Here is a 23,833-nt window from a genome sequence, read left to right as displayed (position 1 = left end):
GCCGACATCATGCGCTGCCCGTCCAGCAGCAGCTCGGCCATCTCGCCCATCGCCTGCGATCGACTGCGTGGCACTGCGTACCGCTGTCGCGCCTGCGCGGCGGCGATCTATTCACATCGGCTTGACCACCATCAGGAAATAGACGGCCAGCATCGCGAAGAACGCCGGGTAGCCGAGCAGCTCCCAGCGCTTCGCATAGCGCCAGTAGCGCTCCGGCAACGCGGCGTCGCCGTTCGCATGCGCGAGCTTCGCCATCGACGCCAGTTCGACCTGCAGCCACACGACGGGCAGCCAGCACGCGCCCGCGATCGCATACAGCACGACCGACGCGACGAGCCACGGCGTATCCCACTGCCAGCCGGCCGTATGCGCGAGCCACAGCCCGGACGCGGGCTGGAACAGCACGGCCGGCGTCGTGAACCACCAGTCCGCGCGCACCACGAGGCGCGACACGGCCGCGATCGCCGGCACCGAGCGCGTGCGATTCGCGAAGAACAGGTAGAACGCGGTGCCGAAGCCGGTGCCGACCATCAGCACCGACGACAGGATATGCAGCGTCTTGACGATCAGATAGACATTCATTGTTATTCCTCTTCGGCAAACAGGATCAACAGGATCGCGAGAATCGGCACGTTCTTGAGCACGGGGCCGAACGGCTCGGCGAGCAGGGGCGGCATCGTGACCGCGATGACCGCCGAATACGCGACGATCAGCACGCCTTGCGCGACCCACAGGCGGCGGGACGGCGCGACGACGGTCGCCACGCCGAACGCGAAGTCGAGCGCGCAGGCCGCGTAGAGCGCAATCAGCGCGGGCAGCCCGGTCAGGTGGGCGTGCGCGAGCATCGCCAGGCTGTCGCTGCGCGGATGGACGAACGCGCTGACGATGGCCGTCCAGATCCAGACGATCGCGAGCGCACCGAGCAGCAGCGGCCGCCGCCACATCGCGAGCGCGTCGTGGCGCAGCGCGACCGCGTCCGCGCCGATGAACGTGCGCAGCCCGCGCGGCGGCCGGCCGAGCACGGCCGTGATGGCCGCGGGATCGCCCGTGTTGCCGCCGCGCAGCATCGTCCACGTGTCGCGGGTCAGCATCGCGCCCGGAATCGCGCCGGACAGCGTGGCAGCCGCCCCGACCAGCGGGCCCGGCAGCGCAATGCGCGCCGCCGGCGGAAAACCGAGCGCCGCGCGATAGCTGCCGAGCATGTCGCGATACTCGACTTCGTCGGCGCCGACGGCATCGATGACGCGCTCGCCGGCCGCCGGCGCATCGACGAGCCGCGCGACGAGTTCGGCGAGATCGTCGACATGCACCGGGCGCAGCCGTTGATGGCCGCCCGCTGGCAGCACGTGCACGGGCAGGCTCGCGAGCATCCGGAAGAACCGCGCCGACGTGCCGGACGCGCCGTAGACGAGCGCCGGACGCACGATCCGGGAATCGAGCGGCAGCGTCTGCAGGAAGCGATCGGCGGCGTACTTGCTGGTGAAATACGGCGTGTCGCCGCGTTCGACGCCCAGCGCCGAGATCTGGATCACGCGCCGCACGCCGGCGCGGCAGCACGCGGTGAACAGCGCGCACGGCGCCGCGCGATGCACGGCGTCCAGCGTCGCACCGCGCCGGTCGGCGAGGATGCCGACCGCGTTGATCACCACGTCGACGCCGTTCACCCGCGCGAGCCACGCATCGGGATCGACATCCTTCGCGAAGTCGATCGCCACATCGCTCGGACCGAGCACATGACGCACGCCGCGCAGCACGCGATGGCCGCCGGCTTCGAGCCGCGCGCTCAGCGCCCGCCCGATGAAGCCGTTCGCACCGCACACGAGGATGTTCATGTCGCGCTCCGTCTTGCGGGATGCCGGCGGTTCGACAGCAAGGCCATGGCCATCGTCATACTCTCTTTACAGTCATTTCTGTAATGACAGAAATATTGAATCCAAAAAAAGCGGGCCGCGTGCCCGCACGTCGGTACCGCCTACTTCGACGGCTTGCGCCGGACCGTCTGGCTGATCTTCGCGCCGATGCCAAGCGCCTTCATCAGCGTGTCCGGCTTCAACCGCAGCATTTCGTCCGACCAGGTCGTGAGCGTCTCGACGAACTGCAGCGTGTCGCGGATGCGCTGTTCGGTCTCGCGGCTTTCGTCGGCGAGCTCGGGGCTCGTCAGGCAATCGCGGAGCACCGTGAGCGTCGGTTCGATCTCACGCTGCCGCCGCCCTTCCACGATCAACTTGAACAATTCCCAGATGTCGGTCGACGTCTCGAAATGGTCGCGGCGATCGCCGAGTACGTGCACGACCTTCGCGAGCCGCCACGACTGCAGCTCCTTCAGGCTCGTGCTGACGTTGGAGCGCGCGACGTTGAGCGTCTCGGCGATCTCGTCGGCCGCCACCGGCCGCCCGGCCAGATACAGCAGCGCGTGGATCTGCGAGACGGTGCGGTTGACGCCCCACCGCGAGCCCATTTCGCCCCAGTGGAGAATGAATCGTTCGGCAATCGGTGTGAGTTCCATGGCGCGAAATTTAGGCTTTTCAGTAATTTCTGTCAAGACAGAAATTACCGGCGGCGTGCGCGCCCCGATCCGGCCCTCGGCGCTTGCCCACGTCGTCACGGCCCGCCACGCCGCGCCTTTCCCGCCGCCCGCGCCCGCTTCCATTACAATGCGCGGGATTTTTCCGATTTCAGGCCGTCCGCGCCTTTCTGACTAGAGGTTTCCATGATCATCAAACCGCGCGTGCGTGGCTTCATCTGCGTGACGACTCATCCGGTCGGCTGCGAAGCCAACGTCAAGGAACAGATCGACTACGTGACTTCGCACGGCCCGATCGCCAACGGCCCGAAGAAGGTGCTCGTGATCGGCGCGTCGACCGGCTACGGCCTCGCCGCCCGGATCTCGGCCGCATTCGGCTCGGGCGCGGACACGCTCGGCGTGTTCTTCGAGCGCGCCGGCACCGAAACGAAGCCGGGCACGGCCGGCTGGTACAACAGCGCCGCGTTCGAGAAATTCGCCGCCGAAAAGGGGCTGTATGCGCGCAGCATCAACGGCGACGCATTCTCCGACAAGGTCAAGCAGGTCACGATCGACACCATCAAGCAGGATCTCGGCAAGGTCGACCTCGTCGTCTACAGCCTCGCGGCACCGCGCCGCACGCACCCGAAGACGGGCGAAACGATCAGCTCGACGCTCAAGCCGGTCGGCAAGGCCGTCACGTTCCGCGGCCTCGACACCGACAAGGAAGTGATCCGCGAAGTGTCGCTCGAGCCGGCCACGCAGGAAGAGATCGACGGCACCGTCGCCGTGATGGGTGGCGAGGACTGGCAGATGTGGATCGACGCGCTCGACGAAGCCGGCGTGCTGGCCGACGGCGCGAAGACTACCGCGTTCACGTACCTCGGCGAGCAGATCACGCACGACATCTACTGGAACGGCTCGATCGGCGAAGCGAAGAAGGATCTCGACAAGAAGGTGCTGTCGATCCGCGACAAGCTCGCCGCGCACGGCGGCGATGCCCGCGTGTCGGTGCTGAAGGCCGTCGTCACGCAGGCGAGCTCGGCGATCCCGATGATGCCGCTGTACCTGTCGCTGCTGTTCAAGGTGATGAAGGAAACCGGCACGCACGAAGGCTGCATCGAGCAGGTGTATGGGCTCCTGAAGGACAGCATGTACGGCGCGACGCCGCACGTCGACGAAGAAGGCCGCCTGCGCGCGGACTACAAGGAACTCGATCCGCAAGTGCAGGGCAAGGTCGTCGCGATGTGGGACAAGGTGACGAACGAGAACCTGTACGAGATGACCGACTTCGCCGGCTACAAGACGGAATTCCTGCGCTTGTTCGGCTTCGAGATCGCCGGCGTCGACTACGACGCGGACGTGAACCCGGACGTGAAGATCCCGGGCATCATCGACACGACGGTCTGACGATACGGCCCGCCGCCGCGCTCGCTGCGCGGGCGGCGGGTTCGCGTGACCGCCGGCGTCAACGCGGCGCCGGTTCTTCCAGGTACACACCGTCCGACAACGTGGCCTTCACCTGCCGCGTGAAGTCGTCGGTGGACACCTCCTCCACTCCGGATTCGATCGCGTCGTACGCCTGGCGCACGACGTCGGCCGGTGTCGCCTTCGGTACGTCGAGGCCGGCCGTCAGGTCGGTATCGATGAAGCCTGCATGCAGCCCGACCACCTGCGTGCGCTGCTCGCGCAGCGAATGGCGCAGCCCGTTGGTCAGCGCCCACGCAGCCGATTTCGACACGCCGTAGCCCGACAGGATCGGCCGGTTCACCCAGCTCGCGACCGACAGAATATTGAGGATCGCCCCGCCGCCGTGGCCGGCAAGCGTTCCCGCGAACGCGCGCGACATCGCCAGCATCCCGAACACGTTGGTCTCCAGGTGCGCACGCAATGCGTCGACCGCGCCGTCGTCGGTCAGGCTGCCGAACCGCGCGATGCCCGCGTTGTTGACCAGCAGCGTGACGTCGCGCGCCGCATCGGCCGCCGCGGCGACCGACGCCGGGTCGGTCACGTCGAGCTTCACGGGCACCACGCCCGGCAGCGTCACGCTGGCCGGATCGCGCGCGCCCGCATAGACCTTGCGCGCGCCTCGCTCGAGCGCCTGCTTCGCGAACTCGAGGCCAAGCCCGCGGTTCGCGCCCGTGATGAAAACGACTGCACCTTCGATCTTCATGATCGTTCCTTTCTCAGATTCGATCCCGTCCGCGCCGGTTCGCCGCGCGCCCGGAATCCGGTAAAAACCACGCGGCCTTCGCGCACCGAACCGTTGCCCCGCCGATGCCGAAGGCCGGGCCGTTCCGCCGCCCGCGCCTCGCCGCACCCAACACCCCGACCGACGTCGATCCGTGCCGCGCCGGCTGCTTCGCTTCGTTCGCGAAGTCGGCTACACTTCATCTCAATGTCGATCACCATCGTCTTTGCGACGCATAGTGCCAGCGCGAGATCGGCACGTCAATGGTGATCGCCATTGTGATTTTCAATCGCGGCAATTGCCGGAATGAGGGAGGGATCGATGGGCGTCTCGAGACAACAGGCCGCGGAAAACCGCAACGCGATCGTCGCGGCGGCCGAGCGGCTGTTCCGCGTGCGCGGCGTCGACGCCGTCGGGCTGACGGAATTGATGAAGGAAGCCGGCTTCACGCAGGGCGGCTTCTACAACCATTTCAAGTCGAAGGACGCGCTGGTCGCCGCCGTGATGGACAAGGCGATCCAGGATCGCGCGGATTCGCCGAACGCCGGCAGCGTCGCGAAACAGGTGACGGCGTACCTGTCGGGCGCGCATCGCGACAACATCGAGGCCGGCTGCCCGCTGTCGGGCTTTGCCGGCGATGCGCCGCGGCTGACCGACGCGGCGCGCGCCTGCTACACGCGCGGCGTCGCCACGTACCTCGACCGGCTGGAACGCATGGTCGCCACGGAAGGCTCGGCCGCGGCCGACGCGCGCGGCGACGCGATCGCCGTTTTCAGCCAGATGGTCGGCGCGCTGGTGCTGTCGCGGGCGGTGGCCGGCACCGATCCCGCATTGGCGGACGAGATTCTGGATGCGGCGCGCCGCACGCTCGTCGGGCAGCCCGACGATCCGGCCGTGCCGGCATAGCGGCACGTCGCCGTTCGTGCGCGATCGCGTCGCCGTCGCTCGCTACTGGACTGCCCTCGCGGCCTCCCACAGCGGCTGCTGGCCGAGCGCCGCATGCCACGCTTCGAACTGTGTGCGCCACGACTCGAACGGCTCCTTCAGCGGATGACGCGGATCCTCGCTGAGCGAATACGCCATCCCTTCGATCAGCCAGCGCGGCCGGGTTGCGACTGCGAGGTTGCCGAGCACTTCGGCCTGCCGGTGGTGGATCAGCTCGTGCGCGAGAAAGTAGGTCTGCCAGCCGCGCGGCGCCACGGCCACGCCGAAATCCCCGAGCGTCAATGCAGCGCGTTCGCCGAGGCCGAACGCATCGGCGCACGCACGCGTCGCGCAGAACACGACGCGCGGCGCATCGCGAAACGGCCCCACGGCCGCCGCCGCGCGCGCGTAGCCGTCGCGATAGAGCTGCTGCGCGTCGCCGAGCTTCGCGGGATCGTCGATGCAGATGTCCGCGCGCGGACATGACACGCCGGGCAGCAGCGCCGGCGCAACGACGCGCAGCGGCTTGACGAGCGCGTAAGCGGCGATCGGCACTGCGACGAGCAGCCCCGTGAGGGCGAAGGCGACGTGGGAGCGTTTCATCGTGACGGCGATTCCATTGGCGTTCCGGTGGCGTGTTGCAGCAGCAATATATCGGAGCCGCACTGCCGCCGGCCGGCTTTTCGTGTCGTGTGGCTTGCGCGTTGCCGACGCGTCATGCCACGCGCCCCGCCCCCGCCGCATCGGCACGCGGTCCCGATCGACTCCAGCGCACGCCGGCCCACAGGATCGCGGCGCTGCCTGCGAGCAGGATTGCCTCGATCAGCGTCGATGGAGCGCACGGCGACGTGCGCCGTTACACGAGCTGCTTGTGAAAATACGTGGTCGCGCACAACGCGCCGTCGGGCATCAGCGCGTAGTTCGGGATGACGCCCACGCGCTGCCAGCCGGCCCGTTCGTACAGCCGCTCGGCATCGCCGCCCGTTACCGTGTCGAGCACGAGCACGGTCTTGCCGGCATCGCGCGCGGCGTCGTCGGCCGCCGCCATCAACCGCGCGGCGATCCCTTGCCGGCGCGCATGACGCGACACGAGCATCTTCGCGATATCCGCGCGATGCGGCTGGTTCTCCGGCTGCCCGGTCACGATCTGCACGGTGCCGACGATCCGCCCGGCCGTGTCCTCGGCGACGAGCAGGATCCGCTCGCCGCTCGCGACGCCATCGGCGACGCGCGTCCAGAACGCGATGGCCGTCGAGCGCGCGATCGGCAGCATGAAGCTGACCGACGCGCCGCCTTCAACGCAATCGATCAGCAAGTCGGCGAGCGCGTCGACGCTGGCTTGCGCTTCGCTCGCGTCGACGCGGCGGACGGTTACGGCTGCTGTCATACCCTCTCCGGTATATCAGGCGGGGCACGCGTTCGGCGGCGTGCGCCCGGATCGAATGGAATGCCGGCGTGCGGCCGATGCCCGAGCAACGGCGGCCGGCGTTCGGAAACACGGCGTCCGGCATGGCCGGCGCGTGTTACTGCCCCATCATCCTATGCGATGAAAATCCCCCGTGCATTGCCTATACTTAGCCGCATGGCTAACTTTCAACCCGGTATCGACGAGGTATTCCACGCGCTCGCCGATCCGACACGCTGCGCGATCGTCCGCGCACTCGGCGGCGGCGGGCGGACCGTGTCGGAACTGGCCGCGCCGTTCGACATGGCGCTGCCGTCGTTCATGAAGCATGTTGCCGTGCTCGAGCGCAGCGGCCTCGTGCAGACCCGCAAGGACGGCCGCTCGCGCACCTGCGAGCTGGTCGGCAGCCGGCTGGCAGAAGCCGAGCAGTGGCTCGCCGCCCAGCGCGCGCTGTGGGAAGCACGCGCCGATCGTCTCGTGGAATTCGTCGAACGCCGCCACCAGGAGGAGCAAGCTCATGTCAGCCAGCTACGTCGACCCCGCCGCCGCCCATGACCTCGTGATCACGCGCACGCTGCGCGCGCCGCGCCACGCGCTCTGGCGCGCATGGACCGACCCCGAACTGCTGAAGGAATGGTGGTGCCCGAAGCCGTGGACCACCGAAGTCCGTGCGTTCGACCTGCGCCCGGGCGGCGCCTTCCACACGTTCATGCGCGGCCCCGACGGCGGCACGAGCGACAACCCCGGCTGCTTCGTTGAAATCGTGCCGGAAGCGCGCATCGCGTTCACGTCGATGCTCACGGGCGGCTGGCGGCCGCAGGTGCCGTGGATGGGCTTCACGGCCGTCATCACGATGGCCGATGTCGACGACGGCTGCCGCTACGAAGCACGCGTGATGCATCCGGACGCGGCGACGCGCGAGCGCCACGAGGCGCTCGGCTTTTTCGAGGGCTGGAACATCTGCATCACGCAGCTCGACGAATTCGCGGCCGCCTTGCGCTGATGGCGCACGCGCGCGCGGCCATTGCATGCCGTCACGCGCGCGCCTAGGATTCCTGAAGGAAGCATGACGACGCGCCGGCGTCCGGCGCGCACCGTCGCGCGCGCTCCGCAGGAGGCCACATGCTGCACACGCACACGCATTCGACCCGGGTCAGCCGGCACCTGAACGCGCCGCGCGGGCGCGTCTATCGCGCGCTGCTCGACCCGCACGCGGTCGAGCAATGGAAGGTGCCCGACGGCATGACGTGCCGCGTGCACGCGTACGACGCGCGCGAAGGCGGCGCGCTGCGCGTGTCGCTCAGCTACGACGCACCGTCGGACGGCACCGGCAAGACCACCGCGCACACCGACACCTACCACGGCCGCTTCGTGACGCTCGTGCCCGACCAGCAGGTCGTCGAAATCGACGTGTTCGAAACCGACGATCCGATGCTGCGCGGCGCGATGACGATCACGATCACGCTGTCCGACGAAGCAGGCGGCACGCGCGTCGAGGCGGTCCACGACGGGGTGCCGCCCGGCGTGCCGGCCGCCGACAACGAAACCGGCTGGCGGATGGCGCTCGCGCGGCTCGCGGCGCTGGTGGAGAAGGGCTAGGCGGTACGCGTCAGCCGAGCCGGTATGCGTGCGAGACGGTCCCGCGGAACAACGCATCGCGCTCGCTCGGGCTCGCTTGCGCGGTCAGCCGCTTGAACGCGTTCCAGCCGTTCACGTACGAATACGAGCCCTTGTCGACCGGAAAATTGCTCTCGAACATGCAGCGCTCGGCGCCGAACGCCTCGATGCAAGTGAGCATCCACGGCCGCCATGCGTCGGCGAGCTGTTCGGACGACGGCGGCCGCACGCCCTTCTCGAAATCGAAGCCGTTGATCCGCATGCCAAGGCCGCCGACCTTCACGAATACGTTCGGCAACCGCGCAAGCTCGCGCATCGACGCCGACCAGCGCGCGAAGACTTCCGGCCGCTTGTCCGCATAGCTCGCGATCCGCACGACGCCGCCACAGTGGTTGACGACGATCCGCGTGTCGGGGTTCGCCTTTGCCAGGTCGAACAGCTCGGGCAATTGAGGAAAGAACAGCCATGCGTCGTACGACAGGCCGAGCGGCGCCAGCTGCGCGACGCCGGCCCGGTAGGCCGGGTCGAGCAACAGCCCGCGCGGCACCGCCGACAGCGGATTCGCGAGCGACGGATCGGCATCCCACGTGCTCAGGTGCCGGACGCCGCGAAAACGTCCGCGCCCCGCGTCGACATGCGCTTCGAGCACGTCGCGCACGCGCGCGCCCAGGCGCAGGTCCGCATGCCCGACGATGCCTTTCGCGACGGCCGGCACGCGCGGCTGAAGCGGCTCGGTCACCCCTGCGACATACGCCGTCTCGCCGACCGGCTTCAGTTCCACCGGCCCCGCATCGCGATAGCGCGTCAGCGCCTGCATATAGACGGATGCCTGGATGTTGTGCCCGGACCGCGCATCCTGCAGATACTCGTCGAGCATGTAGATCCAGCCCGGCCGCTCGTAGAAGTGGTGATGCGCATCGATGATCGGCAGGTCCGGTTCGAGTGCGGGCTCGAGCGCGGAGGCAAGCCAGTCGTTTCGCACCGCGAGATAGTTGCTTTGCGTCGTCATGCGGGAAGCTCCAGTTTCGGCCGGCGTCCGCGTATCGGCGAACGCAGGCAGTGCGAGCGACGCGGCGGCCGCGCCGAGCAGCCGGCGTCGTTTGATCGAAAGGGTCATGTCATTCGCTCCGGTCGAATGCATACAGCGACAGCGTCAGCAGCGTCGTGATCGCCAGCACGATCGCGAGGCCGAGCATCCCGGCCGTGAAGGTGCCGAAACTGTCCTTCAGGTAGCCGACGAGATAAGGGCCGGCGAATCCGCCGAGCGCGCCGATCGAATTGATCAGCGCGAGCCCGCCGGCCGCCGCCTGGCCCGACAGGAAGCGCGAAGGCAGCGTATAGAAGATCGTGCGGCCGGCAATCGTGCCGATCAGCGCGAGCGTGATGCCGACGAGCGCCGGCCCGAGCGTCAGGAAATGGGTCGACACACCGAGCGCCACCGCGCCGATGGCCAGCCCGATCGCCAGGTTCGCGACCGGGCTGCCGCGCCGGTCCACGCGCTTCGCCCACGCCAGCAGCGCGACCGTCGCGAAGAAGTAGGGCACCGAGGAAAGCCAGCCGGTCTGCATGGTCGACATCCCGTGCGCCTTCAGCATCTGCGGCAACCAGATGCCGATTCCGTACGAGCCCATCGTGAAGCCGAACGAGATCAGCGCGAGCAGGTAGACGCGCACGTCACGCAGCGCGACGCCGAAGCGCTTCTTGCGGCCCCCGGCAGCGCTCTCGCGCTCGAATGCGCGCTGCAGCGCCGCGCGCTCGTCGGCCGACAGCCACGCCGCGTTTGCCGGCGAATCGGACAACATCTTCAGCACGAGGAAACCGAGCGCACAGGCAGGCAGCCCTTCGACGATGAACATCCACTTCCAGCCGGCAAGACCGAGCGCGCCATCGAGTTGCAGCAGCCACGTCGACAGCGGACCGCCGATCAGCGACGACAGCGGCGTCGACACGGTGAACCACGCGAGTACCCGCGTGCGGTAGCTCGCCGGAAACCACACGGCGAGGAAGAAGATCACGCCCGGAAAGAATCCCGCCTCGCCGATGCCGAGCAGCAGCCGGATCGCATAGAAGCTGGTCGGCCCCGTCGCGAGCGCGGTCGCCGCCGCCATCAGCCCCCACGTGATCATGATGCGCGCGAGCCAGCGCCGTGCACCGAAGCGGTACAGCGCGAGATTGCTTGGCACCTCGAACAGGCAATAGCCCGCGAACATGATCCCCGCCCCCCAGCCGAACTGCGTCGCGGTCAAGCCGAGATCGCGGTTCATCGTCAGCGCGGCGAACCCGACGCTCGTGCGGTCGAGGTAGTTGAAGAAGTACGCGAGTGCGAGCAGCGGAATGAAGCGCCATGCGGCCTTGCGCACGGCCCGTTGCTCGAGCAACGCGTCGGTTTCGCGATCGGCGGTCAGCGCCGGGGAAGCGGATGTCATGGTTGTCTCCAGGGATGCGGCAGTCCCGCCGCGCGTGCGCGGGCCGGGCTGCCGTTGTTCGTTCGATGGATCGTGGCCGCGCTACGCGCTCGCCGCTTCGTTCGGCGAAGGCGCGCCGCCCGGCCCCTCGCCGGGCGCCGCGTCGACCATGCCGTAGCGTCCCGCAACCACGCCGGCATCGATCAGCGCGCGCGCGTCGTCCGGCGCATAGCCGAGCTCGCCGAGCAGCGCGCAGGTGTGCTGGCCGAGCGCGGGCGGCGCCGAGCGCAGCCGCAGGCGCTCGCCCGCGAGCGTGAGCGGCAGCAGCGCGGTGCGCGTATCGACCGGCCGCCCGGCGCTGCTCGCATCCGCCGGCAGCGTCACGGCTTCGAGCCCGCCGGTCGCAAGCAGATGCGGATCGTCGAACAGGTCCTGCGGCTTGGTGATCGGCGCATACGGCAGCCCGATCGATTCGAAGATCGCGGCGATCTCGGCGGCCGACTGCGTCGCGAGGCGCGCGCGCAATTCCGGCAGCAGCCAGTCGCGGGCCTGTACGCGCAGGTTGTTGGTCGCCAGGCGCGCGTCGTCCTTCAGCGCGGAGAAGCCGAACGCGTCGCAAAACGACGCCCACTGCGTATCGGACACGACCGCAAGGAAAATCTGTTCGCCATCCTTGACGGAAAACACGTCGTAGACGGCCCATGCGGAGATCCGGCTCGGCATCGGCGATGCGGCCTGCCCCGTCACCGCGAACTGCATCATGTGCTGCGCGACGAGGAATACGTTGTTCTCGAACAGCGCGCTCTGCACCTGCTGGCCGCGGCCGGTGCGTTCGCGCTGCGCGAGCGCCGCCATCGCGCCGATCGCACCGAACATCCCGCCCATGATGTCGTTCACACTCGAGCCCGCGCGCAGCGGGCGCCCTTCCGGGCCGGTCATGTACGCGAGACCGCCCATCATCTGCACGACTTCGTCGAGCGCGGTGCGATGCTCGTACGGCCCCGGCAGGAAACCCTTGTGCGACACGTACACCAGGCGCGGATTCAGCGACGACAGCGCGGGATAGCCGAGGCCCAGCCGGTCCATCGTGCCGCTCTTGAAGTTCTCGCTGAACACGTCCGCCGTCGCCACGAGCCGGCGCACGATCTCGAGCCCGCGCGGGTCCTTCACGTCGACCGCGAGGCTCTTCTTGTTGCGGTTGAACATCCCGAAGAAGCCCGCGCCGGAACCGCGCAGCGCGCGCGTGCTGTCGCCCGCGATCGGTTCGATCTTGATGACTTCCGCGCCGAGATCCGCGAGCAGCATCCCGCAGGTCGGACCCATCACCATGTGGGTCATCTCGATCACGCGCACGCCTTCGTACGGCAGCGGCGAAGCCGGTTGGCGATCGTTCATTGCGCGACTCCCACCACACAGCCTTCCGGCTGAACCGCGGTCGGCGCCCGGCCGTCCGCATAACGAAAGCCCTTCGGCAGCCCGGCGTCCGGCACGTGGCCGTACAGCGCCTCGGCGGGCAGCGCCGCGTGCAGGATCGCGCGCGCGGCGAGCAGTGCGTCGACGTCGACGCCCGTGTCGTACCCCATCGACTCCAGCAGGAACACGAGGTCCTCGGTGACGATGTTGCCGGTCGCGCCGGGTGCATACGGGCAGCCGCCGAGGCCGCCCTGACTCGCGTCGATCGTCGTCACGCCGGCGTCGAGCGCCGCGACGACGTTCGCGAGCCCCTGTCCGCGCGTGTTGTGGAAGTGCGCACCGCCGGCCTTGTCGCCCACTTCGCGTTGCAGACGCGTGAACAACCGGCGCACCTGCGCCGGGTTCGCGTAGCCGCTCGTATCGGACAGGCCGATTTCGTCGACGCCGCAGTCGGCCATCGCGACCGCCATCGCGATCGTGTCGTCGTCGGAGACCGCGCCGGCAATCGTGCAACCGAACGCGACCGACACGCCGGCCTCGATCTGCACCGACGGAAACCGCGCATCGCGCAGCGCGACGACCGCGCGCACCTCGTCGATCATCTGCGCCGGCGTCTTGCGGATGTTCGCCAGCGAGTGCGCTTCGGTCACCGACACCGGCAACGTCAGCTTGTGGACGCCCGCCTCGAACGCGCTTTCGGCGCCGCGCAGATTCGGCGCGAGCGCAGCGACGTGCAGCCCGGGAATCGCCAGCGCATGCGCGACCACTTCCTGCACGTCGGCCATTTGCGGCAACAGCCGCGCCGGCACGAACGATCCGACCTCGATCTCGCGCAGACCCGCCGCGGCAAGCGCGGTAATCCAGCGCAGCTTGTCGGCCGTCGGCATCACGGCCTTGATGCTCTGCAGGCCGTCACGCGGACCGACCTCGCTCACCAGCACCTTCCGGGTTCCTGAACCATTCATTCGACACCTCAAAGTTCTATCTGAAAGAACATCGTTCTGTTTGATGGAACTTTAGGTGCGCATGGAATCGACGGTAAGCGGGGTATACCCGTGAAATCGCGATTTTTTGGAACTTGCGTTCTATCAGGCAGAACGATATAGTCGATCAACCGTCATCCCAAGGAACAGCAAGCCGTGTCTTCGACCTCGACTCCCGCAGATCACACCGACGAAGCGCCCGATACGCCGGGCGACGCTTCCAGCGGCGTCGCCGTCCTCGATCGCGCGTTCGCGATCCTCCGTGCATTCGGGCAAACCGACGACCGGTTGTCGCTCGCGGAACTGTCGCGCCGCACCGGGCTGTACAAGAGCACGATCCTGCGTCTGCTCGCCGCGCTCGAGCACGGCGGTTTCATGCGCAAGCTCGACGACGGTCAGTACGCGGTCGGACACGAGCCGCTGCGGCTCGCCGCGCTGTATCAGCGCTCGTTCCGGGTCGGCCCGGTCGTCGAACCGTTGCTCGAGACGCTGAGCCGCGAACTCGGTGAAACGGCATCGTTCTACGTGCGCCACGGCGACATGCGCTCGGTGCTCTACCGCGTCGAACCGGCGCGCACGGTACGCGTGTCGATCCGGGTCGGCGAGGAGTTTCCCGTTCACCAGGGCGCGTCCGGGAAAGTGCTGCTCGCGTTCACCGACCCGCACGATGCACGGTGGAACGCCGTACGCGAACAGTTGTGGGCCGCGTCGTACGGCGAGCGCGACCCGGAAACGGCGTCGGCGTCCGTGCCGGTGTTCGGTGCGGCCGGCGATTGCGTCGGCGCGCTGACGGTCTCCGGTCCGCAAACGCGGCTTGCCGCCGCGCCGGCAATGGCCGCGGCGCTCGCGATGTTGTTGCCGCTTGCGCAGAAGGCGACCGTCGCGCTCGGTGGCGCGGGCGCGCGCTACGATGCGCACGCCGTGCGCGACAGTCTCGCGCGATTCGCGGCGCAGGCGGACGATACCGCCCGGCCGTAGCCGGCCGGTCACGCCCGACGGCGCGGCTGCGCAAACCGCGGCCGCATGCGACACTGGCCGCCGACGCAACGAATCGCGCCGCCCTGCGGCGCGGCACTCGCCACCGCAGCCCGGACCCGCACGAGGAGCCCCGAGATGAACGCCGCGCGCACCGCCACCTGGTATTTCGATTTCGTTTCGCCGTTCGCGTACCTGCAGCAGGAACGGTTCGATCAGTTGCCGCCCGCCGTGGCGTTCGAGCCGAAGGCAATCGTACTCGGCGCGCTGCTCACGCACTGGGGCCAGAAGGCGCCGGCCGAGATCGCGGCGAAGCGCGTGTTCACCTACCGCCACGCGCAATATCGCGCGGACAAGCTCGGCATCCCGTTCCGGATGCCGCCCGCGCATCCGTTCAACCCGATCCGCCCGCTGCGTCTCGCGATCGCGATGGGCAGCACGCCCGCCGCGATCCGGCGGATCTTCCGGCACATCTGGCGCGACGGCAACGACGTGTCGACGCCGGACGGCTTCGCCGCGCTGTGCGACGCGGTCGGCTTTCCCGAAGGCGTGACGGCCGTCGAAACCCAGGCGGTGAAGGACACCCTGCGCGCGAACACCGATCAGGCGATCGCGGACGGCGTGTTCGGCGTGCCGACCTTCGCACTCGACGGCGACCTGTTCTGGGGCGACGACGCGACCGATATGTTCGTCGACTGCGCGACGTCCCGCGCATGGCTCGATTCGCCCGAAGTGCGCCGCATCAGCGCGCTGCCCGAAGGCATCCGGCGCGGCTGACGACCCGCGCCGCGGCGCTTACCGCTTTTGTGTGTCGCGCCCTTCGACGAGCGCGGGCACGGCCTCGCGCATCATCGCGACGAAACGCACGAGCCGCGACGGATAGAACTGCGCGTGCGGATACGTGATGTAGACCGGCAACGGCGCCGCCTGCCACTCGGGCGCGAGATGCACGAGTTCGCCGCGCGCGAGATCGCCCGCCAGCAGCCATGACGAGCCGACGCACGCGCCGAGCCCGAGCAGCGCCGCGCTACGCAATGCATACAGGTTCTCGGTCGTGAAGCGCGGCCGGATCGCGATGCGTTGCGTGGCGCCGGTCGCGGCGTGCGTCAGCGTCAGCTCGGTGCGGTAATACGTGCGCAGCGCGAGCCACGGCAACGCGGCGAGCGCGTCGGGATCGGCGGGCGCGTCGACGCCGTCCAGCACCGACGGCGCGGCCACCACGAAGCGCGGCACGTTCGTCAGACGAATCGCGACGACGCCCGGATCGGTGGGCTCGCCGACCTGGATCGCGCAGTCGATCCCGCTGCCGACGAAATCGCGCACCTCGTCCTGCAGCAGCCATTCCACCGATACGCGCGGGTAGTCGCGCAGAAACCCTGCAAGCGGCGCGACGAAGCGCTCCTGCCCGAACGCATGCGGCACCGCGACCCGCAGCAGGCCGTCGGGCTCCTCTTGCGCGCCGCGCAGGTCGGCCTCGAATGCCGCCCACGTCGCGAGCAGCTCTTTCGCGCGCGTGAAGCAGCGCTCGCCATCGACGGTCAGCCGCATCGCATGCGTCGTCCGCTGCAGCAGCCGCATGCCGAGCGAGCGCTCGAGCGCCTGCAGCCGCCGGCTGACGGTCGGCTGCGTCGTCTGCAGATGCGCGGCGGCGCCGGACAGGCTGCCGGCCTCGACTATGCGTACGAAGGTTTCCATCAGCTCGAAACGATAGCCGGCACCGTCGACGGGCACCGCCTGAATGCGCGCAGATGCGCCAGCAGCGGGCAGATCGGAAGTTTTATCGGTCATGCGCGGAGCGTATAACAAATCTGCACCGGACGGTACTACCGTGCCCGGCTGGCGGTCGGCACACTGGCGTCCATTCGTTCCCCCAACAAGGATGCACGCCATGTCTACCCCGACCCGTCTCGACGCCGTGCCGCGCGCGGCCCTCGCGGCCAAAGCACCGGCCCATGCCGGCCATGCACCGGCCGCATCGATGCCCGATCGCCGGCTCGTGCTGCTGCTCGCCGCTGCAGCAGGCCTCGGCGTCGCGCCGCTCTACTATGCGCAGCCGATGCTCGCCGCCCTCGGGCCCGATCTCGGCGCGTCGGCGCGTGCGATCGGTTTCGTGCCGACGCTCACGCAGCTCGGCTATGCGCTCGGCATCCTGCTGCTCGCGCCGCTCGGCGACCGCTTCGACCGGCGCCGCGTGATCGTGACGAAGGCCGCCGCGCTCGTCGTCGCGCTGCTGCTCGCCGCGGTCGCGCCGTCGCTCGGGCTGCTGCTGGCCGCGAGCTTCGCGATCGGACTGACCGCGACGATGGCGCAGGACGTCGTGCCGGCCGCCGCGACGCTCGCGCACGACACGCATCGCGGCCGCATCGTCGGCACGGTGATGACGGGGCTGCTGCTCGGCATCCTGCTGTCGCGCGTCGTCGCGGGCTTCGTCGCGGAAACAGCCGGCTGGCGCGCGATGTTCGCGCTGGCGGCCGCCAGCGTCGCGGCGATCGGCGTCGTGGCTGCACGCGGGTTGCCGCGCTTCGAGCCGACCACGCGGTTGTCGTACCGCGCGCTGATCGGCTCGCTCGTGGGCCTGTGGCGCCATCATCCGGCGCTGCGTCGCGCCGCGCTTGCGCAAGGCGTGCTCTCGATCGGGTTCAGCGCGTTCTGGTCGACGCTCGCCGTGATGCTGCACGGCGCGCCGTTCCACCTGGGGAGCGCGGCCGCGGGGGCATTCGGCCTCGCGGGTGCGGCCGGCGCGCTGGCTGCGCCGATCGCAGGGCGCCTCGCCGATCATCACGGCCCCGAACGTATCACGCGCATCGGCATCGTGATCACGACGGTGTCGTTCGCCGCGATGGCCACCGCGCCGCTGATGACGCCGCATGCGCAACTCGCGCTGCTGGCCGTCGCGACGATCGGCTTCGATCTCGGCGTGCAGGCGACGCTGATCGCGCACCAGGCGATCGTCTACCGGATCGATCCGGCGTCGCGCAGCCGCCTCAACGCGGTGCTGTTCGTCGGCATGTTCATCGGGATGGCGGCCGGCGCCGCGCTCGGCAGTTCGTTGCTCGCGCAACTGGGCTGGAATGCGGTGATCGTGCTGGCCGTCACGACGTCGCTCGCGGCGCTGGGCGTGCGCATGTGGCGCCGGTAATCGCTGGCGTCGCAACCCAAAGGCGGGCAGGCCCACCGGGCTTGCCCGCCTTTTCTTTTTGTTTTCGTTCGATGCGGCGCGGCCGGGCGCAGCGCGGCAGATCAGCGCGGCGCGCGGCCGGCATTCGATCATCCGATGCAAGGTTTGTAATATCGCTTCGCGGTTAGCTAGTTCAACCGATTATTTTTTGCCGATGCCGCGAGCGCCGTGCACAACCGTCAGAGGATTCGACATCGCCGCGTCACACGGCCTTCATCAATCCGGCCCCATCAGGAAGTGGGGTTTTCTCAGGGGATTCCCGGTATTTTTTCCCAATTTTCTTCGAAATTACCGATGACATACTTGCCCCCCGTTGCGCTGCAGTGCGAGCGCGCTTCCTGGTCCGGCCGGCCGCACGTCATGCGCCGCGCGTCCGCCGGCGTCGCAGAACATGAACAATTTCGACACCACGATCCAGATCTTCCTGACCCAGATCACGTTCGGCCCCCTGATGAATCATGCAATCCGCGTGGTCGCCGGCCTCTACACGTTCAAGGGCTTCGTGCTCATCCCCGTGCTGTGCTGGCTGTGGTTCCAGCCGGGGCCGCACCGCGAGCGGCAACGCGAGCTGGTCGTCGCGACAGTCGCGAGCGGGCTCGTCGCACTCGCGTTCGGCCGCCTGCTCGCCAAGGTACTGCCGTTCCGCGTGCGGCCGATCTACAACCCCGATCTGCACCTGCACTTTCCGTCCGAGGAACTGCGTGCAGCGACGCTGCAGGCATGGAGCTCGTTTCCGAGCGATCACGCGATGCTGTGGATGGCGATTGCGGCGGGAATCTTCATCATCACGCGTCGCGTCGGCGTGCTCGCGCTGCTGTATGCGGTCGTGTTCATCTGCCTGCCGCGCGCGTATCTCGGCTATCACTATCCGAGCGACCTGATCGCCGGTGCCGCGATCGGCATCGCGATCGCATGGCTGCTGACGCGCGACGCCATTCGCTCGCGCTTCGCGCCGCAGCTGCTCGACGCGATCCGGCGCTTTCCGGCGCCGGCCTACACGCTCGCGTTCCTGCTGTGCTTCGAACTGATCACGCAGTTCGACGAACTGCTGACGCTCGCGCAGTCGGTCAAGCACACGGCGATGTAACGGGACGGCGCCGCCATGCTTCCGCTGCTGTGGTCACGACGCACCCGCACGCGCTGCCGCCCCTGCGCGGCGACGTCGCGCGGTGCGCGTGACGCCGCGCCCGTCCCCGCGTACGTCAATCGCGATCGGGCGCGCCGAGCGGAAAGAACGAACGATACGGCCGCGCCTCGTCGACCGCCCGCGCAAACGACGGCCGCGCAAGCAGCCGCTTGCGATACGCGATCACGTTCCCGAACGACGGATCGATCCGGTGGGTCCAGTCCGCGTAGAACAGGAACGGTGCCGCGCCGCAGTCGGCGAGGCTGAAGCGGTCGCCGGCCGCCCATTCGCGCTCGGCCATCTTGCGGTCGAGCCACGCGTACGACGTGTCGAGCATCGCGCGCGCATCGGCAACGCCGCGCGGGTCACGCTCGTGCTCCGCCCGCAGCGCGTCGAACACCACCTTCTGCTGCGGCGTCGACACGTAGTTGTCGAAGAAGCGATCCATCATCCGCACCTCGAGCGCCGCGCGCGGATCGTCGGGCAGCAGGCGCACGGGGCCCGGATGTGTGAGGCCGAGATACTCGATGATGATGGTGGCCTCGATCACGGTGCGCCCCGCGTCGACGAGCACCGGGAACCGCTTCAGCGGCCAGAGCGCGGCCAATTCCTGCATCGGCTTCGGATCGTCGTGCGCGAGCACGCGATAGTCGAACGGCGTGCCGTTCTCGTACAGCGCGGTCAGCACTTTCTGGCAGTAGGACGAAAAGGGATGGGCGTATAGCGTCGGCTTCATCGCGGGGTCTCTCGGGTTTCGGCGCCGCGTCGTGCAGCGCCACGTGGTCGGATATCTTGACGACGAACGGCACGCGGCCCATTCGACATCGACCCGACGATTTTTTTCGTTGCGCGGTATCGCGCTGCCGTTACGACCGGCCGTCCTTCACGACGCGCCCTTCGCCGCGCCAGCGCAGCATCCCGCCGCCGAGGTTCGCGACCGCGTCGAAACCGGCCTTCAGCAGAATCACCGTCGCCTGCGCGGAGCGGCCGCCCGCGCGGCACACGGTCACGATCGGCCGGTCGCGCGCGAGCTCGGCGGTGCGCGCGGCCAGCTCGCCAAGCGGAATCGGCGTCGCGCCGGGCAGGTGGCCGAGCGGGCCGGTGAATTCGTCCGGCTCGCGCACGTCGACGACCTGCACGGCCGGCAGGTGATCCTCGAGCCACTGCGGGTCGATTTCCCAGAATCCGGCAAACGTATAGACGAGCGGCGCCCAGTCGGCGGATTGCTGCGCATCGGGCGCGTTCTCGGCGACGCCGCACTGCAGGTTCGCGGGCACCGCGACGTCGATCTGGCGCGGATGCGCGAGGCCGAGGTTGCGCATGTAGCCCGCGAAATCGTCTTCGCTGAGATCGCCGCCCAGGCGCGGATTGAAGCGCCGCTCCTCGCCGACGCTCGTCACCGTCAGCCCGCGATAGTCGTGCGCCGGATACAGCAGGCACGCCGCCGGCAGCGTGAACAGCCGGCCATGCACCGCGCGATACAGCGCGCGCGGGTCGCCCTGCTGGAAGTCGGTGCGGCCGGTGCCACGAATCAGCAGGCAGTCGCCGGTGAACGCCATCGATTCGTCGTCGAGCACGAGGCTGATGCAGCCGCTCGTGTGGCCCGGCGTCGCGCGCACCGTCAGGTAGCGCGTGCCGAACGTGCAGCGGTCGCCGTCGTTCAGATAACGGTCCGCGCCCTGCGCGCCGCTCGCGGCCGAGATCGCGATCGCGCTGCCGGTGCGCTGCTTGAGCAGCCACGCGCCCGTCACGTGATCGGCATGCACGTGCGTGTCGATCGTCGCGACGAGCCGCAGGCCCAGTTCGTCGAGCAGGGCCGCATCGCGGCGCACCTGCTCGAATACCGGGTCGATCAGCAGCGCTTCGCGCGATGCGTGATCGGCGAGCAGATACGTGTAGGTCGACGATTGCGGGTCGAAGAGTTGGCGGAAGATCATCGCGAAGTCGCTCCGTCGGCTGGGCGTGCGGGGTGGGTGGAGGGTACGGGCGGTGCGCCCGGTGCCGGTTGCGCAACCCGCCGTGGCGGCGGCGCCGGCGCGCGGAGCGCGGAGCGCGGAGCGCGGAGCGCGCGTTCATACAGCGTAGTGCAAAACGCGCACGCCACCCGCATCGTTGCATGGGCGACGCGCCATGCCGCGCCCGGCCCGGCGCGCACGCTGCCTTACACTACCGGCTCTTCTCGTCTTACGTTCACAGGAATTGCGTCGACATGTCGATGACGATCGATCCGAAGCAGGCCGCTGCACTGCTGGCCGTCGCCGACACCGGCAGCTTCGAGCAGGCCGCCGTGCGCCTGCACGTGACCGCGTCCGCCGTCACGCAGCGGGTCCGCGCGCTGGAGGCGAGCCTCGGCACGCCGCTCGTGCTGCGCACGCGGCCGTGCCGGCCAACGCTGGCCGGGCAGCGCGTGCTGCAGCACCTGCGCCGCGTCGCGCTGCTGCAGGCCGACCTGCAAAGCACGCTCGCGACCGAGCGCGAATCGCCGATCTCGGTCACGATCGCGCTGAACTCCGACAGCCTCGGCACCTGGTTCCTGCCCGCGCTGACGTCCGTGCTCGCGGGCGAGCGCATCCTGTTCGAGCTGATCGTCGAGGATCAGGACCATACGTTCGCGCTGCTCGAAAGCGGGATGGCCGTCGGCTGCGTGACGACCGAGCCGAAGCCGATGCGCGGCTGCGTCGCGACGCCGCTCGGTACGATGCGCTACCGGCTGCTCGCGGCCGCGGCCTTCGCGGGGCGCTGGTTTCCGCGCGGCCTGAATCGCACGAGCGCGCGCGATGCGCCCGTCGTCGCGTATTCGCGGCGCGACACGCTGCAGTCCGCGTTCCTGAAGGAGAAGTTCGGGTTGCCCGAAGGCGCGTATCCGTGCCACTACGTGCCGGGCACGCACGCGCATTTCGCGGCGGTGCGGCACGGGCTCGGCTACGCGATGGTGCCTGAGCCGCTGATCGGCGGCGCACCGCTCGACGCGCAGGGGCTCGTCGATCTCGCGCCCGCGCATCCGACCGACATCGCGCTTTACTGGCACGCATGGACCGTGCAGTCGCCGACGATGGCATCGCTGTCCGCGCGGGTCGTCGAAGCGGCGCGCCGGTTGCTCGCGCCGCTGCGGTGACGCACGCGTGATCGATACGGCTGACGGCCGACACGGCTGCTATGGCGCGCGCGGCGCGGCATGCGTGGCGGCGAGAAAACCGATCGCACCGCCTATACTCGTTTCATCGGCCCCGCGCCGGCGCCGCGCGGCCGATCATGCATGGCCGGCCGTTCCCTGTCCTGTGAGGAGAACATCATGTCCCGCCGCTATATCGATTGCCGCGAGTTTCCCAGCGCGATGAATTGCTCGGTCGCGATTTCCGCCGACTCCGACAACGAACTGCTGGAGGCCGCCGTGCAGCATGCATGCTCGGTCCACCAGCACACCGACAGCGCCGAACTGCGTACCCAGTTGAAAGCGCTATTCCACGACGGCACGCCACCCGTCGACGCGCCCCGGCAAGCGTAATCCGCCGGCACGGCCCGTATCGACGGACGGCCTGCAGCGTCGCCCCATCGTTCACGCCCTGCTTCGCGCGACGTCGGGCCGTTGCCCCACCGGCCGGCGCATTCCGCGTTACGCGCGACGCTGCGCGAAATACGCGCCGACCGCGCCGATGAAGGTGTCGATGTCGTCGCGCGACACGTCGCAGTGCGTGACGAAGCGCGACGCATAAAGCATCTGCGTGAGGATCCCGCGCTCCTTCAACCACGCCTCGAGCGGCGCGCAGTCTGCTTCGGGGAATTGCGCGAACACCATGTTGGTCGCGTGCGACAGCACCTTCACCTGCTCGATGCGCGCGAGGCCTTGCGCGAGATGCGCGGCATTCGCGTGATCGTCGGCGAGCCGCTCGACGTTGTGGTCGAGCGCATACAGGCAGGCCGCCGCGAGTATGCCCGACTGCCGCATCCCGCCGCCGAGCACCTTGCGCCAGCGCTGCGCGCGCTCGACCAGCGCGCGATTGCCGACCAGCACCGAACCGACCGGCGCGCCAAGCCCTTTCGAGAAGCAGATCGACACGGTATCGAACGGTGCGCACAGCTCGGCGATCGTGCGACCCGACGCGACGGCCGCGTTGCACACGCGCGCGCCGTCGAGGTGCGCGGCGAGCCCGCGGCTGCGCGCGAGCGCGACGGCTTCCTCCATATAGCCTTCGGGCAACACCTGGCCGCCGATCGTGTTTTCGAGTGCGAGCAGGCGCGTGCGGGCGAAGTGATTGTCGAGCGGCTTGATCGCCGCGGCGATCTTCGCGAGCGGCAGCGTGCCGTCGGGTGCGTTCTCGATCGGCTGCGGCTGGATGCTGCCGAGCACGGCCGCGCCGCCGCCTTCGTATTTGTAGGTGTGTGCGAGCTGGCCGACGATGTATTCGTCGCCGCGTTCGCAATGCGCCATCAGCGCGGCCAGGTTGCTCTGCGTGCCGCTCGGGAAGAACAGCCCGGCTTCCTTGCCCGCGCGCTCGGCTGTCACCGCCTGCAGGCGCAGGACGGTCGGGTCGTCGCCCCAGACGTCGTCGCCGGTTTCGGCGGCAGTCATTGCGGCCAGCATCGCCTGGCTCGGACGTGTGACGGTATCGCTGCGTAAATCGATCATCGCTGTGCCTTGAGTAAACGCGAGCCGGAACCGATGCGCCCGGCCCTGCCGAAACGAGACTGAGAGTGTACGCAATTCGTGCGGCGCGCGCCGGGGCGGCTCGGGGGCGCGCCGCGGCGGTGCGAACGCGCTCCGCCGACGAACGGGATGACGACGATCGCTGCGATGCGCACCGCGCCGGCGCGCGGGGCACACGCGGTCGTGTCGTCAATAACGTGGGGGCGGCGGCTGGATGCCCGCCGGCGGCATCGGCGGCGCCGAGCGCTGCGCGCTGCCGCCGTATCCGCCGCTCATTCCGCCCGGCATCGGCACGCGATTGCCGGATGCGTACATGCACTGCAGGTACGCATAGTCGTAGCGACGCTGGATGTCGTACGCCGAGCCTTGCGCGGCGCCCGAGCCCACGACGCTGCCGGCGAGCAGCCCCGCGCCCGCGCCGACCGCCGCGCCGCTGCCGCCGTTGAACGCCGCGCCCGCCGCCGCACC

General features: G+C 69.0%; 25 protein-coding genes and 1 pseudogene. 11 read left to right on the top strand and 15 right to left on the bottom strand.

The window, feature by feature from the left end:
• Window positions 1-111 precede the first annotated feature (111 nt).
• From O1Q03_RS36415 to O1Q03_RS36405, 3 genes are all read right to left on the bottom strand, one after another.
• On the bottom strand, window positions 112-582 hold the full coding sequence (locus O1Q03_RS36415) for a DUF2269 family protein (RefSeq protein ID WP_269510263.1): 471 nt from the start codon (window positions 580-582) through the stop codon (window positions 112-114).
• 2 nt (window positions 583-584) lie between these two features.
• Window positions 585-1,832: an SDR family oxidoreductase gene (locus O1Q03_RS36410; protein ID WP_269510260.1), complete on the bottom strand. Its 1,248-nt coding sequence runs from the start codon at window positions 1,830-1,832 to the stop codon at window positions 585-587.
• Between the two features lie 140 nt (window positions 1,833-1,972).
• Window positions 1,973-2,506, bottom strand: coding sequence for a GbsR/MarR family transcriptional regulator (locus tag O1Q03_RS36405; protein WP_269510281.1), 534 nt, complete (start codon window positions 2,504-2,506; stop codon window positions 1,973-1,975).
• A gap of 204 nt (window positions 2,507-2,710) precedes the next feature.
• On the opposite strand from O1Q03_RS36405, the gene fabV reads away from it, so the two are divergent.
• A complete protein-coding gene (fabV, locus tag O1Q03_RS36400; RefSeq protein ID WP_269510257.1) occupies window positions 2,711-3,913 on the top strand; it encodes an enoyl-ACP reductase FabV in 1,203 nt (400 codons plus the stop codon).
• A gap of 58 nt (window positions 3,914-3,971) precedes the next feature.
• Here fabV and O1Q03_RS36395 read toward each other — a convergent pair whose 3' ends face one another.
• Complete coding sequence (locus O1Q03_RS36395; RefSeq protein WP_269510254.1) at window positions 3,972-4,676, bottom strand: SDR family oxidoreductase; 705 nt, start codon at window positions 4,674-4,676, stop codon at window positions 3,972-3,974.
• Window positions 4,677-5,015: 339 nt separating this feature from the next.
• Between O1Q03_RS36395 and O1Q03_RS36390 the strand changes: the two genes are divergently transcribed.
• On the top strand, window positions 5,016-5,600 hold the full coding sequence (locus O1Q03_RS36390; protein WP_269510251.1) for a TetR/AcrR family transcriptional regulator: 585 nt from the start codon (window positions 5,016-5,018) through the stop codon (window positions 5,598-5,600).
• A 42-nt stretch (window positions 5,601-5,642) separates the two neighbouring features.
• Here the strand turns inward: O1Q03_RS36390 and O1Q03_RS36385 are convergent, their stop codons facing one another.
• Together O1Q03_RS36385 and O1Q03_RS36380 are read right to left on the bottom strand one after the other, a co-directional pair.
• Window positions 5,643-6,221 carry a hypothetical protein gene (locus O1Q03_RS36385; protein WP_269510248.1) on the bottom strand — a complete coding sequence of 193 codons (579 nt, stop codon included), beginning with the start codon at window positions 6,219-6,221 and terminating at the stop codon, window positions 5,643-5,645.
• A gap of 253 nt (window positions 6,222-6,474) precedes the next feature.
• Window positions 6,475-7,005 carry a GNAT family N-acetyltransferase gene (locus O1Q03_RS36380; RefSeq protein ID WP_269510245.1) on the bottom strand — a complete coding sequence of 177 codons (531 nt, stop codon included), beginning with the start codon at window positions 7,003-7,005 and terminating at the stop codon, window positions 6,475-6,477.
• A 195-nt stretch (window positions 7,006-7,200) separates the two neighbouring features.
• Here O1Q03_RS36380 and O1Q03_RS36375 point away from each other — a divergent pair, with 195 nt between their 5' ends.
• The 3 genes from O1Q03_RS36375 (at window position 7,201) to O1Q03_RS36365 (ending at window position 8,622) form a co-directional block, all read left to right on the top strand.
• The gene (locus O1Q03_RS36375) at window positions 7,201-7,578 is read left to right on the top strand and encodes an ArsR/SmtB family transcription factor (RefSeq protein WP_269510279.1); all 378 of its coding nucleotides are present in this window, start codon (window positions 7,201-7,203) and stop codon (window positions 7,576-7,578) included.
• A complete protein-coding gene (locus O1Q03_RS36370; protein WP_269510242.1) occupies window positions 7,541-8,026 on the top strand; it encodes an SRPBCC family protein in 486 nt (161 codons plus the stop codon). Before O1Q03_RS36375 ends, O1Q03_RS36370 begins: the two co-directional genes overlap by 38 nt.
• A gap of 119 nt (window positions 8,027-8,145) precedes the next feature.
• Window positions 8,146-8,622: an SRPBCC family protein gene (locus tag O1Q03_RS36365; RefSeq protein WP_269510240.1), complete on the top strand. Its 477-nt coding sequence runs from the start codon at window positions 8,146-8,148 to the stop codon at window positions 8,620-8,622.
• A gap of 10 nt (window positions 8,623-8,632) precedes the next feature.
• Here the strand turns inward: O1Q03_RS36365 and O1Q03_RS36360 are convergent, their stop codons facing one another.
• From O1Q03_RS36360 to O1Q03_RS36345, 4 genes are all read right to left on the bottom strand, one after another.
• Window positions 8,633-9,757 carry an amidohydrolase family protein gene (locus O1Q03_RS36360; RefSeq protein ID WP_269510237.1) on the bottom strand — a complete coding sequence of 375 codons (1,125 nt, stop codon included), beginning with the start codon at window positions 9,755-9,757 and terminating at the stop codon, window positions 8,633-8,635.
• Between the two features lies 1 nt (window position 9,758).
• The gene (locus tag O1Q03_RS36355; protein WP_269510234.1) at window positions 9,759-11,066 is read right to left on the bottom strand and encodes an MFS transporter; all 1,308 of its coding nucleotides are present in this window, start codon (window positions 11,064-11,066) and stop codon (window positions 9,759-9,761) included.
• An 81-nt stretch (window positions 11,067-11,147) separates the two neighbouring features.
• Entirely contained in the window at window positions 11,148-12,440 is a 1,293-nt protein-coding gene (locus O1Q03_RS36350) for a CaiB/BaiF CoA transferase family protein (RefSeq protein ID WP_269510231.1), read from the bottom strand.
• Window positions 12,437-13,423: a hydroxymethylglutaryl-CoA lyase gene (locus O1Q03_RS36345; protein ID WP_269510228.1), complete on the bottom strand. Its 987-nt coding sequence runs from the start codon at window positions 13,421-13,423 to the stop codon at window positions 12,437-12,439. Before O1Q03_RS36345 ends, O1Q03_RS36350 begins: the two co-directional genes overlap by 4 nt.
• A 174-nt stretch (window positions 13,424-13,597) precedes the next feature.
• Here O1Q03_RS36345 and O1Q03_RS36340 point away from each other — a divergent pair, with 174 nt between their 5' ends.
• Both O1Q03_RS36340 and O1Q03_RS36335 read left to right on the top strand, forming a co-directional pair.
• Window positions 13,598-14,419, top strand: a complete 822-nt coding sequence (locus O1Q03_RS36340; RefSeq protein WP_269510225.1) for an IclR family transcriptional regulator — start codon at window positions 13,598-13,600, stop codon at window positions 14,417-14,419.
• Window positions 14,420-14,554: 135 nt separating this feature from the next.
• A complete protein-coding gene (locus O1Q03_RS36335; protein ID WP_269510222.1) occupies window positions 14,555-15,193 on the top strand; it encodes a 2-hydroxychromene-2-carboxylate isomerase in 639 nt (212 codons plus the stop codon).
• 18 nt (window positions 15,194-15,211) lie between these two features.
• Here the strand turns inward: O1Q03_RS36335 and O1Q03_RS36330 are convergent, their stop codons facing one another.
• A complete protein-coding gene (locus tag O1Q03_RS36330) occupies window positions 15,212-16,204 on the bottom strand; it encodes a LysR family transcriptional regulator (RefSeq protein WP_269510219.1) in 993 nt (330 codons plus the stop codon).
• A 100-nt stretch (window positions 16,205-16,304) separates the two neighbouring features.
• Between O1Q03_RS36330 and O1Q03_RS36325 the strand changes: the two genes are divergently transcribed.
• Window positions 16,305-17,555 carry an MFS transporter gene (locus O1Q03_RS36325; protein ID WP_269510216.1) on the top strand — a complete coding sequence of 417 codons (1,251 nt, stop codon included), beginning with the start codon at window positions 16,305-16,307 and terminating at the stop codon, window positions 17,553-17,555.
• 430 nt (window positions 17,556-17,985) lie between these two features.
• Entirely contained in the window at window positions 17,986-18,681 is a 696-nt protein-coding gene (locus O1Q03_RS36320) for a phosphatase PAP2 family protein (RefSeq protein WP_269510214.1), read from the top strand.
• A gap of 115 nt (window positions 18,682-18,796) precedes the next feature.
• Here the strand turns inward: O1Q03_RS36320 and O1Q03_RS36315 are convergent, their stop codons facing one another.
• Window positions 18,797-19,456, bottom strand: coding sequence for a glutathione S-transferase family protein (locus tag O1Q03_RS36315; protein ID WP_269510211.1), 660 nt, complete (start codon window positions 19,454-19,456; stop codon window positions 18,797-18,799).
• Between the two features lie 130 nt (window positions 19,457-19,586).
• A complete protein-coding gene (locus O1Q03_RS36310) occupies window positions 19,587-20,657 on the bottom strand; it encodes an MBL fold metallo-hydrolase (RefSeq protein WP_269510208.1) in 1,071 nt (356 codons plus the stop codon).
• 272 nt (window positions 20,658-20,929) lie between these two features.
• Here O1Q03_RS36310 and O1Q03_RS36305 point away from each other — a divergent pair, with 272 nt between their 5' ends.
• Window positions 20,930-21,835, top strand: coding sequence for an HTH-type transcriptional regulator ArgP (locus O1Q03_RS36305; protein ID WP_269510205.1), 906 nt, complete (start codon window positions 20,930-20,932; stop codon window positions 21,833-21,835).
• A 177-nt stretch (window positions 21,836-22,012) separates the two neighbouring features.
• Complete coding sequence (locus O1Q03_RS36300; protein WP_269510202.1) at window positions 22,013-22,225, top strand: DUF1059 domain-containing protein; 213 nt, start codon at window positions 22,013-22,015, stop codon at window positions 22,223-22,225.
• A 108-nt stretch (window positions 22,226-22,333) separates the two neighbouring features.
• Here O1Q03_RS36300 and ltaE read toward each other — a convergent pair whose 3' ends face one another.
• The gene (ltaE, locus tag O1Q03_RS36295; protein ID WP_269510199.1) at window positions 22,334-23,347 is read right to left on the bottom strand and encodes a low-specificity L-threonine aldolase; all 1,014 of its coding nucleotides are present in this window, start codon (window positions 23,345-23,347) and stop codon (window positions 22,334-22,336) included.
• A gap of 207 nt (window positions 23,348-23,554) precedes the next feature.
• Window positions 23,555-23,833, bottom strand: a pseudogene (locus O1Q03_RS36290) (hypothetical protein); the annotation flags it as partial.

The organism is Burkholderia sp. IMCC1007, from assembly GCF_027257875.1.
Lineage (GTDB): Bacteria > Pseudomonadota > Gammaproteobacteria > Burkholderiales > Burkholderiaceae > Burkholderia.
The sequence above is the reverse complement of the archived record's forward strand: the minus strand, read 5'-3'. Positions and strand labels throughout refer to the sequence as shown.